Origin of the sequence: Bacillus sp. AFS055030, assembly GCF_002574545.1 — a bacterium.
GTDB lineage: Bacteria > Bacillota > Bacilli > Bacillales > Bacillaceae_G > Gottfriedia.
This window is the reverse complement of sequence record NZ_NUGT01000080.1, coordinates 155,433-170,603: the sequence shown is the minus strand read 5'-3', so window position 1 is coordinate 170,603 and position 15,171 is coordinate 155,433. Positions and strand designations below refer to the sequence as shown.

The 15,171-nt window shown below is 34.6% G+C and carries 8 protein-coding genes and 2 pseudogenes; all 10 read left to right on the top strand.

Annotated elements, in window-relative coordinates; all coding sequences use genetic code 11:
* The first annotated feature begins 5 nt into the window (after window positions 1-5).
* Window positions 6-1,262, top strand: a complete 1,257-nt coding sequence (rseP, locus tag CN925_RS18755) for an RIP metalloprotease RseP (protein WP_098848348.1) — start codon at window positions 6-8, stop codon at window positions 1,260-1,262.
* Between the two features lie 219 nt (window positions 1,263-1,481).
* Window positions 1,482-3,179, top strand: coding sequence for a proline--tRNA ligase (locus CN925_RS18750; protein ID WP_098848347.1), 1,698 nt, complete (start codon window positions 1,482-1,484; stop codon window positions 3,177-3,179).
* A 124-nt stretch (window positions 3,180-3,303) separates the two neighbouring features.
* Window positions 3,304-6,201 (top strand): annotated as a pseudogene (locus CN925_RS18745) (PolC-type DNA polymerase III); the annotation flags it as partial.
* Window positions 6,202-6,936: 735 nt separating this feature from the next.
* A complete protein-coding gene (gene ltrA / locus CN925_RS18740; protein ID WP_098848346.1) occupies window positions 6,937-8,763 on the top strand; it encodes a group II intron reverse transcriptase/maturase in 1,827 nt (608 codons plus the stop codon).
* A gap of 112 nt (window positions 8,764-8,875) precedes the next feature.
* Window positions 8,876-10,288: pseudogene (locus CN925_RS18735) on the top strand (PolC-type DNA polymerase III); the annotation flags it as partial.
* 243 nt (window positions 10,289-10,531) lie between these two features.
* Complete coding sequence (gene rimP, locus CN925_RS18730; RefSeq protein ID WP_097975469.1) at window positions 10,532-11,005, top strand: ribosome maturation factor RimP; 474 nt, start codon at window positions 10,532-10,534, stop codon at window positions 11,003-11,005.
* A 17-nt stretch (window positions 11,006-11,022) separates the two neighbouring features.
* Window positions 11,023-12,147 carry a transcription termination factor NusA gene (gene nusA / locus CN925_RS18725; protein WP_098848344.1) on the top strand — a complete coding sequence of 375 codons (1,125 nt, stop codon included), beginning with the start codon at window positions 11,023-11,025 and terminating at the stop codon, window positions 12,145-12,147.
* A gap of 8 nt (window positions 12,148-12,155) precedes the next feature.
* Window positions 12,156-12,425: an RNase P modulator RnpM gene (gene rnpM / locus CN925_RS18720; RefSeq protein WP_098848343.1), complete on the top strand. Its 270-nt coding sequence runs from the start codon at window positions 12,156-12,158 to the stop codon at window positions 12,423-12,425.
* Entirely contained in the window at window positions 12,422-12,721 is a 300-nt protein-coding gene (locus CN925_RS18715; RefSeq protein ID WP_098848342.1) for a YlxQ family RNA-binding protein, read from the top strand. The genes rnpM and CN925_RS18715 overlap by 4 nt, the downstream gene beginning before the upstream one ends.
* Before the next feature lie 23 nt (window positions 12,722-12,744).
* Window positions 12,745-14,928, top strand: a complete 2,184-nt coding sequence (infB, locus tag CN925_RS18710; RefSeq protein WP_098848341.1) for a translation initiation factor IF-2 — start codon at window positions 12,745-12,747, stop codon at window positions 14,926-14,928.
* The last annotated feature ends 243 nt before the right edge of the window (window positions 14,929-15,171 follow it).

The following is a 15,171-nucleotide window of genomic DNA, read 5'->3' as shown; positions in this document are numbered from 1 at the left end:
ATTACATGAATACAGTTATAGCGTTTGTTGTCATTTTTGGCGCACTTGTATTTTTTCATGAACTTGGACATCTATATTTTGCAAAACGTGCTGGTATATTATGTAGAGAATTTGCGATCGGATTTGGTCCAAAGGTTTTCTCTTTTTATCGAAATGAAACAACATATACAATAAGATTATTGCCACTTGGTGGTTATGTTCGTTATGCTGGAGAAGATCCAGAAATGGTACAAGTAAAGCCTGGATCTCATATTGGTTTACAATTTAACCCACACGGGGAAGTTACGAAAATTGTAGTTGATCAGTTTGATCGTTTCCAAGATCTTCGTTTTGTTGAAGTTGATTCAATCAATTTAGAGCATAAGCTAGAAATCATTGGTACTGAAGAAGGAACTGAAGACATATCAAAATTCAACGTAAATGAAAAAGCGTTCATTTATAGTGAAGGACAAGGTCATCAGATTGCTCCATATAACCGACAATTTAATAGTAAATCTGTTGGAAAAAGAGCGATTGCCATCTTTGCAGGTCCAATGATGAATTTTGTTCTTGCCTTAGTGATTTTTATTTTATTAGGATTACTTCAAGGAACGCCAGTAAATGATGCTAAAATTGGTGAATTACTTCCAAAAGGTCCAGCACAAACTGCTGGTCTTAAAGAAGGGGACATTGTTTTATCAATTGATAATAAAGATGTTTCAAAATGGGCAGAAGTAGTTAAAATTGTTAGAGAAAGCCCTAGTAAAGAGTTAATATTTAAAGTGAAAAGAGATAATAAAGTTCTTTCGATTCCAATTACGCCAAAATCAGAAGAAATCGATCATAAAGTTAATGGTCTAATCGGTGTGTATGCACCTGTTGAAAAAAATGTTTTTTCTTCGGTTAAGTATGGAATAACTGAAACAATTGGGTGGACAAAAGAAATTGTATTAGCAGTTGGTCATTTAGTATCTGGCCAATTCTCAATCAATAATCTTTCTGGCCCAGTTGGAATTTATCAGGTAACAGATCAAGCTGCACAGTCGGGTATTTTCTACTTAATGAAATGGGCAGCATTTTTAAGTATCAACCTTGGTATTATGAATTTATTACCATTGCCAGCTCTTGATGGAGGAAGATTAACATTTTTTGCAATAGAAGCATTAAGAGGTCGACCAATCGATCGCCAAAAAGAAGGTGTCGTTCATTTTATAGGTTTTGCGCTTTTAATGTTATTAATGATCATCGTAACTTGGAACGATATTAAAAGATTTTTCTTATAAGAAGCTCTGTTTAATCTAATCGTGTAATTTCATGAATTTTATTTTAAGAATCCGCGACTTACTTTTTTATAAAACGGGCTTAGTGACATCTATTTGTCAATTAGCCCGTTTTAAGTGGGAGCGGATTCTTATCTTACAATGCACTTTTGTATTGTTACATATTTTAAAAATTAATTAAAAAGTATATAAGAATAAAAGAAAAATATGAGGTGAATCCTTTTGAAACAAAGTATCGTATATAGTCCAACTCTTCGTGAAGTACCTTCAGATGCAGAGATAAAAAGTCATCAATTATTATTAAGAGCTGGTTTTATTAGACAAAATGCATCTGGTATATATAGTTTTTTACCTTTAGGCAATAAAGTTCTTCAAAAAGTAGCAAATATCGTCCGAGAAGAAATGAATAATGCTGGTGCGATGGAAATGTTAATGCCATCAATGCAAGCGCAAGAATTATGGGAAGAATCAGGCCGTTGGGATAATTTTGGTCCAGAACTAATGCGTTTAAGAGATCGCCATGGTAGAGGATTTGCATTAGGCGCAACACATGAAGAAGTTGTTACTTCTATTATTCGCGATGAATTAAAATCATATAAAAAATTACCGATTACACTTTACCAAATACAATCAAAATTCCGTGATGAAAAACGACCTCGTTTTGGTCTACTTCGCGGGCGTGAATTTTTAATGAAAGATGCATATTCTTTCCATGCATCACAAGAAAGCTTGGATGAAGTATATGATCGTTTATTTACGGCTTATAGCAACGTATTTACTCGTTGTGGATTGAATTTCAGAGCGGTTGTTGCTGATTCAGGAGCAATGGGTGGAAAAGATACACATGAATTCATGGTGTTATCTGACATTGGTGAAGATACAATCGCATTTTCAAATGAATCTAGCTATGCTGCAAATATTGAAATGGCGCCAGTTGTGACGAATTACGAACCATCTGATGAGAAATTAGAAGAAGTTCAAAAAGTAGAAACGCCAAATCAAAAAACAATTGATGAAGTAATCGAATTCTTAAACTTACCAATTGAAAAAAGCATTAAATCAATTATTTTCAAAGCAGACGAAAGTTTTGTATTAGTACTTGCCCGTGGTGACCACGAAATAAATGATATTAAATTAAAGAATTATTTAGGTGCACATTCAGTAGAGCTAGCTTCTAAAGAAGAAGTAAAAGAACTAATGAACTGTGAAATAGGTTCATTAGGTCCAATTGGCGTAAAATCTGATTTATTAGTATTAGCCGATAACGCTATTAAAGGAATCGTAAATGGTTGCTGTGGAGCAAATGAAGAAGGCTATCACTATATTAACGTAACTGTAAATCGAGATTATAACGTAAAAGATTTCGTAGATTTAAGATTCATTCAAGAAGGTGACTTATCACCAGACGGTAAAGGAACGATTTCATTTGCAAAAGGTATTGAAGTTGGTCATGTATTCAAATTAGGAACAAAATATTCTGAGTCTATGAATGCAACATTCCTTGATGAAAATGGTAAATCAAATCCAATCATTATGGGATGTTATGGAATCGGTGTATCTCGTACATTAGCTGCAATTGTAGAGCAATATCATGACGAAAAAGGTATTGTGTGGCCTAAAAACCTTGCTCCTTTTGATGTGCATGTCATTACAGTCAATACGAAGAATGAAGAGCAAGTGAATTTAGCAGACGATATTTATAAAACGTTAAAAGAAATCGGACAAGATGTATTATTAGATGACCGAAATGAACGTGTAGGTGTGAAATTCGCAGACGCAGATCTTTTCGGAATTCCTGTACGTGTAGTTGTTGGTAAAAAAGCTGCAGAAGGAATAGTAGAACTTAAAACAAGAGATGGACAAGTTAGTAAAGAAGTAGAAATTTCTAACCTTGTGAATGAAATAAATATGTTAAAATAAAATAAAAGTGGAAGCGACACCTTATGGGAATCGCACACAAATAAAAAGTACCTCTTCTTTTAGAGGTACTTTCGATTTTTTTTTACACATTTACTGAAATTTATATAAAAAGGTTGGTGAAAAAATGGGACAAACTCGTCAGGAGCGGTTTCAGCTATTATTAGATCAGCTTCAATTTCCCGAAGATATGCGAGACATGTATTTTAAAAATGGGGAAATCGTAAATCTTGAAGTAAATAAAACCGAAAAAAAATGGCAGTTTACATTTAAGATCGATAATGTTTTACCTTTTGCAACGTTCCAAGTATTTGTAACAAGTTTATTAAGAACTTTTAAACATATAGCAGATGTTTCGGTCGTTATTAATACAGAAAATCCTAATATAGATGAACAAAAAGTAGTTGATTATTGGTCATTTATGATTCAATCTGTTGAATCGAAATCCCCTATATTACAGCATATTGAATCAGCCCACCCTAAAGTTGAAAATAATAAAGTAATAATTGACTTAAATAGTCTAATTGAAGAGAATGCTTTTACAAATCGATACGTTCCTCAGTTGCAAGATTTATATCAAAAAGTAGGATTTCCTAAGTTGTTTTTTGAGAATACGATAAAAGATAATGTTGACGAAAAAACTGAGTTTCTTGAGAAAAAAGCAGAAGAAGATCGCAAGCGAGCGATGGAAGTACTTGTTGAATTAGAAAAGAAAGAGGCTGCCCAAGAAGCTGAAGGAGATGAGCCTGAGGGTCCTCTTGTTGTTGGATATTATATTAAGGAAACTGAAATTAATACGATTTCGTCTATTATTGAAGAAGAAAAACGAGTAGTTCTTCAAGGATATGTATTCGATTCTGAAATTCGTGAACTTAAGAGTGGCCGTGTTTTAATTACCTTTAAAATAACTGATTACACGAGCTCAATACTAGTTAAAATGTTCTCTAGAGATAAAGAAGATATCCCTATGCTAAATAGAATTAAAAAAGGTATGTGGGTAAAAGTTAGAGGATCTGTTCAAAACGACACTTTTGTACGTGATTTAGTCATGATTGCAAATGATATAAATGAAATTAATCCAGATGAACGCAAGGATGAAGCGCCAGAAGGAGAGCGTCGAATTGAGTTACATGCTCACACACATATGAGCCAAATGGATTCAGTCGTTTCAGCAGGAGATTTAGTTAAACAAGCAAGTAAGTTTGGACATGAGGCAATTGCAATAACGGATCATGCAGTTGTTCAAGCCTTCCCTGAAGCATATGGAGCAGGTAAGAAACACGGTGTAAAAATACTATATGGCGTTGAAATAAATCTAGTAAATGATGGTGTACCAACAGCATATAATCCATTTCATATTTCACTAGAGGAAGCAACCTATGTTGTATTCGACGTAGAGACAACAGGTCTTTCAGCTGTTTATGATACAATCATCGAGTTAGCTGCTGTAAAAATCCATAAAGGTGAAATCATTGATCGATTTGAGCGATTTGCAAATCCGCATCATCCACTATCAGCAACTACGATTGAATTGACGGGAATTACTGACGAAATGGTAAAAGATGCCCCAAATGTTGATGTCGTACTTCGTGAGTTTAAAGAATGGATGGGTGACGATATACTCGTAGCTCATAATGCTTCATTTGATATGGGCTTTATCCAAATGGGCTTTAAAAAATATGAGATAGGTATTACGAATAACGGTGTAATTGATACGCTTGAGTTAGCTAGAACTTTATATCCAGATTTTAAAAACTTCCGTTTAAATACACTCTGTAAAAAATTCGATATAAACTTAACACAACACCATAGAGCGATTTACGATGCTGAGGCTACTGGCTTCTTACTTTTAAAAATGTTAAAAGACGCAGCAGAACAAGGTATGCATTATCATGACGAGCTAAATAATAACATGGGTAAAGGCGATGCTTATAAACGAGCAAGACCATCACATGCAACTCTATTAGCTACGAATGAAACTGGACTAAAAAACTTGTTTAAAATTGTTTCATATTCTCATATACATTATCATCATCGAGTTGCAAGGGTTCCTAGATCATTACTAGTGAAACATCGAGAAGGAATATTAGTTGGTTCTGCGTGTGATAAAGGTGAAGTTTTTGAGGCAAGTGTTCAAAAATCTCCTGAAGAAGCGGAAAAGCTAATGGAGTTTTATGACTATATTGAAGTAATGCCGCCTGAGACACTTTTACATTTAGTGGAATTAGAAATTGTTCGAAATGAACAACATTTAAGAGAAGTCATTTCAAAGCTTGTAAAAATGGCTGAAAAGGTAGAAAAAATTGTAGTTGGAACTGGTAACGTTCATCACTTACAAAAAGAAGATCAAATTTATCGAAAAATATTAGTTGGTTCTCAAGGTGGTGCAAATCCATTAAATAGACATCGATTACCAGATGTTCATTTTAGAACAACAAATGAGATGCTATCTTCATTCGCATTTTTAGGAGAAGAAAAAGCAAAGGAAATAGTCGTTACAAATACTCAAAAAATTGCAAGTTTAATTGAAGATATTAAACCAATTAAAGATGACTTATATACTCCAAAAATCGAAGGTGCTGAAGATGAAGTTCGTAATATGAGTTATCAAATGGCAAGATCGATCTACGGAGAACAATTACCAGAAATTGTAGAAGCCCGTCTTGAAAAAGAGTTAAAAAGTATTATTGGGCATGGATTTGCCGTAATTTACTTGATTTCGCATAAACTTGTAAAAAAATCATTAGATGACGGATACCTAGTAGGTTCTAGGGGATCTGTAGGTTCATCATTAGTAGCGACAATGACAGAAATAACAGAAGTAAATCCACTTCCACCACATTATGTCTGTCCAAATTGTAAGCACTCTGAGTTTTTCAATGATGGATCAGTTGGTTCTGGATTCGATTTACCGAACAAAGATTGTCCAGAATGTGGTACTGCATATAAAAAAGATGGACATGATATTCCTTTTGAAACCTTCCTTGGATTTAAAGGAGATAAGGTTCCGGACATAGATTTGAGTGCGCCACGTTGCTAATTGAAAAGATTAGCCACTAGCTAAAGCTAGGAGAACTGTTAATTCGAAGTGTGGAATGAAAAGGGTAACGTCTTGAAACACACTCACTGAATCTGCGGCAAGCAAGGCACGTACTGTAATAACGTAATTTGTTTGAAGCCCGCTAAAGCCGGCTGAAGTTTACCCTAACACTAATGGTGAGGAAAGACCTTTATTGGTTGTAAATGATAGGCCGGGTGTCTACAAAACTTCTATGGTTAGAATGGATAGAATTATCTGGACGAATCCTTGACTGACTCTTCGTGAATGTCGCTAAGTAGAAATGCTTAGAGGTCCAAAATAGGACTTTCTAGTGTGGATGAGTAAACGTTAGGTTATGAAAATCCACATAGCTTTATAGGAGCTATTGTGCTAGACGGAGTATAGAGGAAACCTAAGGAAGTATGTATAGATAGAATTAACGGAACGTGGGAAGCTCCGAAGACTCGAGATGATTACACATTGCTTAAAAGTCGTTCTTCAAAAAGCTCTTATGAGTATAATGAAGATTTATCGGAGTGGCATTAAAGCCGTAGTACCGTTTGCAGGAATTGCCGTTGAAAACCGAATATATCGAATAGGTTTGAGGATAAAACAATTCTGAGGGAAGGGCTTGAGTCGTCTTTTTACGAAACAAAATCCTACACAAGTCAGTATTCTCGTATGACTAAATAGAAACGAAAGCCTTTTGGAGGTGATTAGTTGGCTGACTTAATAGTTCAAAAACTAAGAAATAATGAATATTTTAATGTTCAAGAAACATTTGATACTTTATATTCTGAGAGTAAGAATGGAAGATATTTTAAAAGGCTCTATGATTTAATCATTTCAGAAGAAAATATCCTCCTTGCTTTTAGAAATTTAAAAAGTAACACTAGATGCAAAACAAAAGGTACAAATGGTCACAATATCAAACATCTGAACAAGATGAATAAAGAAAAGCTCATTAAAATGGTTCGGAGGAAACTACACGACTACAAACCAGAATTGGTAAGACGAGTGCTAATTCCAAAGCCAAATGGTGAAAAGCGTCCTTTAGGGATTCCAACGATAGAAGATAGATTCATACAACAAATGATTTTACAGGTTTTTGAACCGATTGTTGAAGCTAAATTTCACCCATCAAGTTATGGATTTAGACCACTTCGAAATACACATGATGCACTAGCAAGATGCTATCACATGGTTAATCATAGTTATCATCATTATGTAGTCGATATAGATATTAAAGGGTTCTTTGACAACGTAAATCACAAAAAGCTAGGAAAACAACTATGGGCTATCGGAATAAGGGATAAAAAGGTACTTTCTATTATAAGGAAAATGTTAAAGGCTGAATTTGTTGGTGAAGGTATACCCGAAAAAGGAATACTACAAGGCGGTATTTTATCACCGCTTCTTGCAAATATAGTTCTAAACGAGTTAGATTGGTGGATTTCAAATCAATGGGAAACAAAGCCAACAAGAGTGAATTATAAGCTCAAAAGGAATCGAACAGATGCTTTAAAGAAAACAAAGTTAAAGCCATGTTACATTGTTCGGTACGCCGATGACTTTAAAATCTTTACAAACTCTTATGAGAATGCCTGTAAACTCTTTGTAGCAGTAAAAAAATGGTTAAAGGAACGATTAGACTTAGAGGTGAGTCCTGAAAAGAGTAAAATCATCAATCTTCGCAAGAATGGAACGGATTTCTTAGGTGTACGCTTTCGAGCAGTTCAAAAAGGGACAGCAAAAAGGGGATATATAGTTAATTCAAAAATATCTCCGAAGTCGAAAGAAAAAGTGATAAAAGTTTATCAGCATAAACTAAGTCAAATAAGAAAAAATCCAACTCCAAATAAGATTCTTGACCTTAATGCGTTCACTTTAGGTATCCATAATTACTATAAAATTGCGACGAGGGTATCCTCTGATTTCAATGATATTAGACATATCATACATTTTAAGATTAAAACCTTGCTGAAGCGGAACATTTTTAATCCAACTTCAGAAAACAATGCTGTTATAGAAAAGTTCTATAACGACTTCACATACAAGAGGTTTAAAAGTAATGGGATCCTTGTCTTACCGTTTGAATCAATAAGACACCAAATACGAGGACAAAGAGAACCTGAATTTACGATTTATGACAAAGAGAACCGCCAAAGAATTCATAAAGACTTAGTATATGTGACCGCAATTGAAATTGAACATTTAAGAAAAGGGAACTACTCATCAAAATCTACTTTGTATGAAAATAATCGGATAAGTAAATATGTAGCACAAAGAGGAAAATGCTACATTTCAGGTGAAAGGCTCATGCCGTCAAACTGTATTTGTCATCATATATTACCCACAAAAATGGGGGGAAGCGATGACTACGACAATCTGGTTATTATTAAGAAAGATTTTCATAATCTTGTTCATACAAAGAATCCGATGAAAGATCCTATTAAATTACATCATGTCAATACATTAGACACCAGAGCAATTAAGAAACTCAATAGACTACGTAAGGTTGTAGGATTCCAAGCGCTAGTTATATAAATCTTCGTAAATATAAAGACGATGGAGCGCCGTATGACTCCGAAAGGGTCACGTACGGTGTGGGACAGGGGAAAAGCTGGAGATTACTTCAAAGGCTTACCTATTGTCATATTTTAGTGGAGAATATCAACCAACTGCTCACAATTATACAAAAGTACTTTTTGGTGAGGATTATGTTTACCGTGCAGGTACAATCGGTACTGTAGCTGATAAGACAGCATATGGTTACGTAAGAGGTTATGCAAATGATCATAATCTAAATTTACGTGGTGCTGAATATGATCGATTAGCTATGGGATGTACAGGGGTAAAAAGAACAACTGGACAGCATCCAGGTGGAATTATCGTAGTTCCAGATTATATGGATATTTATGATTTTTCACCGATTCAGTTCCCAGCTGATGATGTTAAGTCTGAATGGAAGACGACACATTTTGATTTCCATTCAATCCATGATAATTTATTGAAACTAGATATACTAGGACACGATGATCCTACTGTTATCCGTATGCTTCAAGACTTAAGTGGTATCGATCCAAAAACGATTCCAACCGACGATCCTGAAGTAATGAAAATATTTGCTGGACCAGAACCATTAGGTGTTACAGAGGAGCAAATAGGCTGTAAGACAGGTACTTATGGAATTCCTGAATTCGGAACAAAATTCGTTCGTCAAATGTTAGAAGATACGAAGCCGTCAACATTTTCAGAACTAGTTCAAATTTCTGGTTTATCACATGGTACAGATGTATGGCTAGGAAATGCATCTGAATTAATAAACAGTGGAACTTGTACACTTTCTGAAGTAATTGGTTGTCGTGACGACATCATGGTTTATTTAATCTATCAAGGATTAGAGCCGTCATTAGCATTTAAAATAATGGAATCTGTTCGTAAAGGTAAGGGTGTACCAGCAGAGTGGGAAGAAGAAATGAGAAATAATAATGTACCTGCTTGGTATATTGATTCATGTAAAAAAATTAAGTACATGTTCCCTAAGGCGCATGCGGCTGCATATGTTTTAATGGCAGTACGTATTGCATATTTCAAAGTACACCATCCAATTCTTTATTATGCTGCGTATTTTACAGTACGAGCAGAAGATTTCGATATTGAAGCAATGATTGCTGGCCCAAGTACGATTAAAGCTAAAATTGAAGAAATTGCGATAAAAGGATTAGATGCATCTGTAAAAGAGCGAAATTTAATGACTGTACTAGAGTTAGCATTGGAAATGTGTGAAAGAGGTTATTCATTTGAAAAAATGGATTTATATCGATCGAGTGCAGATGAATTTTTAGTAAATGGGAACAAATTAATTCCACCGTTTAATTCGATTCCTGGATTAGGAACGAATGCAGCTAAAAATATAGTTGCAGCTAGAGAAGACGGAGAATTCCTTTCGAAAGAAGACTTACAACAAAGAAGTAAAATTTCTAAAACAGTATTGGAGTATTTAGATAAACAAGGCTGTTTACAAAACTTACCTGATCAAAACCAATTATCACTTTTCGATGGCTTTTAACAGTTTGCAAAACTTGGGAATTATGGTATAGTAGATACAGATGTAATTTAGCACGGGATTTTTCTTGAAGAGCAGGGGCAACCTGCTCTTTCTTATTACCCTTATGACCCAATTCATCTCTTACGTAGTTAGTAACTTGAATTTTAAGTTACAATAATTGCGTAAATTGGAAATACTAAAGATAATTTCCCTGCTAAATAGCAGGGAATTTTCATCTTGTAATGTTTGGAAGGAGGATACTTCTTGAGTAAGAAGGTCACAGAGGTTGTATCAGAATTAGCGCAACCAATAATTGAACAACTAGGATTAGAGTTAGTTGATGTCGAATACGTAAAAGAAGGAAAAGACTGGTTCCTTCGAGTATTTATAGATAGTGAGTCTGGAATTGATTTGGAGCAATGTGCTGCAGTAAGTGAAAGACTAAGTGAAGTCTTAGATGAAAAAGATCCAATTGAAAACCTATATTTCTTAGATGTTTCATCACCAGGTGCTGAGCGTCCTTTAAAGAAAGAACAAGATTTTATAAAAGCAATTGGAAAACAAGTTTTCATTAAAACTTATGAACCAATCCTTGACGAAAAGAAATTTGAAGGGAAATTAATTTCCTATACTTCTGAGGAAGTTCAGTTAGAGTTAACAATTAAAACAAGAAAAAAAATGATTACAATTCCAACACCAAAAATCGCAAGTGCAAGACTTGCTGTTACGTTTTTTTAAGTAGGGGGTACTTTTTAATGAGTTCGGAGTTATTAACAGCATTAGAAATAATTGAAAGAGAAAAAGGAATTAGTAAAGATGTAGTAATTGAAGCAATTGAAGCAGCTTTAATTTCAGCATATAAACGTAATTTCAATCAAGCACAAAATGTTCGAGTTGATTTTAACCTACATAACGGGTCAATTCGTGTTTTTGCAAGAAAAGAAGTAGTAAGTAATGTGTTTGATACACGTTTAGAAATTACAGTGGAAGAAGCACAACAACACAATCCAAACTTTATGGTAGGAGATATCATTGAATTAGAAGTAACACCTAAAGACTTTGGACGAGTTGCTGCAACGACTGCTAAACAAGTAGTAACACAAAGAGTGCGTGAAGCTGAACGCGGTGTAATTTATTCAGAATATATTGACCGCCAAGAAGATATGATGACAGGTACAGTTCAACGTATCGATTCACGTGCAATTTATGTTAACTTAGGTAAAATTGAAGCAGTACTACCTGTAACTGAACAAATTCCAACTGAGAAATACAGAATCCATGATCGTATTAAAGTATTTGTAACAAAAGTTGAAAAAACTTCAAAAGGTCCACAAATTTTTGTATCACGTACTCACCCGGGATTATTAAAGCGTTTATTTGAAACAGAAGTACCTGAAATTTATGATGGTGTAGTAGAAATTCGTTCTGTAGCACGTGAAGCAGGTGACCGTTCTAAGATTTCAGTATATACAAGCAATCCTGATTTAGATCCAGTTGGTGCTTGTGTAGGTCAAAAAGGTCAACGTGTACAATCAATTGTTAATGAATTAAAAGGTGAAAAAATTGATATTGTAAGATGGTCTTCAGATCCAGTTGAATTTGTTGCAAATGCATTAAGCCCATCTCAAGTTATTAGAGTTTTAGTAAATGAAGAAGAAAAAGCGACTACAGTAGTAGTTCCAGATCACCAGTTATCTCTTGCAATTGGAAAAAGAGGTCAAAATGCTAGATTAGCTGCGCGTTTAACTGGTTGGAAAATTGATATTAAATCACAGTCGGATGCAGATAAAATTGGTATTGACTATACATCAAACACCCAAGAAGTAAGTGTATCTAATGATGATTTCGATGCTTACGCTGACGACTTTAATGAGGAGTGAGTAAACTCATGAATCGAAAAATTCCTTTACGTAAGTGTGTAGTAACACAAGAAATGAAACCAAAAAAAGAATTAATTAGAATTGTTCGTTCTAAAGAAGGAGAAGTATCCATTGATCCAAGTGGTAAAAAATCAGGTCGTGGAGCTTATTTAACAAAATCTGTTGACGTTGTAAAACAAGCGCAACAAAAAAATACTTTAGAACAGCAATTAAACGCTAAAATTGATGCAAGTTTATATGAAGAACTTTTAGCGTATATTGAAAAGGAACAAGCATGACAAATAAAGGACTGTCTTTATTAGGACTTGCGACTAGAGCTCGTAAAGTGGTTTCAGGCGAAGAGTTAGTTGTAAAAGAAGTTCAACAAAAAAGAGCAAAACTTGTTATTTTGTCAAAGGATGCTTCCGATTTAACTGCGAAGAAAATAAAAGACAAGACAATTTTTTACAATACTCCACTTTGTTATGTTGAAAATCGTTTTGAATTAGGGCAGGCAATTGGGAAAGACGCTCGAGTGGTCGTTGCAATTACTGATCAAGGATTTGCAACAAAACTTCAGACATTATTAAATTAATGGACTAATCTGGGGGTGAACGTATGACGAAAATTAGAATTTATGAGTATGCTAAAAAGCAAAATGTTTCAAGTAAGGAAATTATTGAAAGACTCAAGGATTTAAAAATCGAAGTAAAGAATCATATGGCCACAATTGCAGAGGATATTGTTGAAAAATTAAATAAAAGTTTTCAACCAAAGTCTGTAGAGATCAAACAACCCCAAAAAGCCGTGTCCAAATCTTCTTTTAAGGTAATTCCTGCATTCAATGTTGAAGCTAGTGAAGAGCTTGATTATGAAGTAGACTATAAATTAGAAGAAGAAAAAGTAAAATCAAAAAAGAACAGTAATAAAAAGAAAAAGACTGATAGCCAAAAGCAAAGCAGTCAAAATGAAGATCGACAAACGACAGGGATAAAGAAAGGCAATCAAAATATGAATCATAAAAATAACTCAACCGAGAACACCTCAAATAAAATAATATTCTCAGGTTCATTAAAAGTATCTGAGCTTGCAAAAAAATTAGGTAAAGAACCATCAGAATTAATTAAAAAATTATTTATGCTAGGCATTATGGCAACAATTAACCAAGACCTTGATAAAGACACAATCGAATTATTAGCAAGTGACTACGGAGTAGAAGTTGAAGAGGAAGTTATTGTTGATGAAACAGATTTCGAAAGCTTTATTGATGAAGAAGCTGACGATGAAGCTAGTCTACAAGAACGTCCACCAGTTGTAACAATTATGGGTCACGTTGACCATGGTAAAACTACTTTACTTGACTATATTCGTAAATCAAAAGTTACTGCGGGAGAAGCAGGTGGAATTACACAACATATCGGTGCTTACCAAGTAGAAATCGAAGGAAAGAAAATTACGTTCCTAGATACACCTGGTCACGCAGCATTTACTACAATGCGTGCACGTGGGGCACAAGTAACAGATATTACAATTATCGTTGTAGCAGCTGATGACGGTGTTATGCCTCAAACAGTAGAAGCAATCAATCACGCAAAAGCTGCAGAGGTACCTATTATTATCGCTGTGAATAAAATGGATAAAGAATCTGCAAACCCAGATCGTGTAATGCAGGAATTAACTGAACACGGTATTGTATCTGAAGCATGGGGTGGAGACACAATCTTTGTTCCTATTTCAGCATTAAATGGTGATGGTGTTGATCAGTTACTTGAAATGATTCTTTTAGTTAGTGAAGTAGAAGAATATAAAGCTAACCCAACACGTAAAGCACTAGGTACTGTAATTGAAGCTGAATTAGATAAAGGTAAAGGTGCAGTTGCAACTTTATTAGTTCAAAATGGTACATTAAAAGTTGGAGATCCAATTGTAGTTGGTACTTCATTTGGTCGTGTACGTGCAATGGTAAATGACTTAGGTCGTCGAATTAAAGAAGCTGGTCCATCTACTCCAGTTGAAATTACTGGTTTAAATGAAGTGCCTCAAGCTGGTGACCGTTTTATGGTATTTGCCGATGAGAAACGCGCACGTCAAGTTGGTGAAGCTCGTGCTTCAAAAGCAGTTCTTCAACAACGTAACGAAAGTTCAAAATTATCTCTTGAAGATTTATTTGCTCAAATTCAAGAAGGTAATGTAAAAGAAATTAACATAATTGTAAAAGCAGACGTTCAAGGTTCTGTTGAAGCGATGGCTGCTTCATTACAAAAAATTGAAGTAGAAGGCGTAAAAGTTAAAATCATTCACACAGGCGCTGGTGCAATTACTGAGTCTGATGTCATTTTAGCTTCTGCATCTAATGCGATTATTATCGGTTTCAACGTACGTCCTGATGTAAATGCAAAACGTACAGCTGATTTAGAAAATGTAGATATTCGTTTACACCGAATTATTTACAAAGCAATCGAAGAAATTGAATCTGCGATGAAAGGTATGTTAGACCCTGAGTTTGAAGAAAAAGTCATCGGTCAAGCAGAAGTTCGTCAAGTATTTAAAGTATCAAAAGTTGGTACAATTGCTGGATGTTACGTAACAGATGGAAAAATCACTCGTGACAGCGGTGTACGTTTAATTCGTGACGGAATCGTTGTATTCGAAGGTCAATTAGACACACTAAAACGTTTCAAAGATGACGTTAAAGAAGTAGCAACAAACTACGAATGTGGTATCACAATCGAGAAATACAATGACATTAAAGAAGGCGACGTAATCGAAGCCTACGTAATGGAAGAAATTAAACGTAAATAATAACGAAAAGTGGAAGGCTTTCGCTAAGCCCCGACAAGCATAAGAACAAAAGCAGAAAAGGTTGGTTTTTAACCTTTACTGCTATTGGGCTTATGACCTCAAGGGGAAAGTCGCTAAAAGCTAGACAACATATTATTTTCATTTAGAAGATGATTTAGAACTGGAAATAAATAATGGACTTAACATCAATTGAATAAGTTCAGCATAATAAATAATTATTTATACAATTAGTTAAACTAATCG

Coding starts and splice junctions, on each gene's coding strand:
- rseP (WP_098848348.1), top strand. CDS start 6: ATGAATACAGTTATAGCGTTTGTTGTCATTTTTGGCGCACTTGTATTT.
- nusA (WP_098848344.1), top strand. CDS start 11,023: ATGAGTTCGGAGTTATTAACAGCATTAGAAATAATTGAAAGAGAAAAA.
- rnpM (WP_098848343.1), top strand. CDS start 12,156: ATGAATCGAAAAATTCCTTTACGTAAGTGTGTAGTAACACAAGAAATG.
- CN925_RS18715 (WP_098848342.1), top strand. CDS start 12,422: ATGACAAATAAAGGACTGTCTTTATTAGGACTTGCGACTAGAGCTCGT.
- infB (WP_098848341.1), top strand. CDS start 12,745: ATGACGAAAATTAGAATTTATGAGTATGCTAAAAAGCAAAATGTTTCA.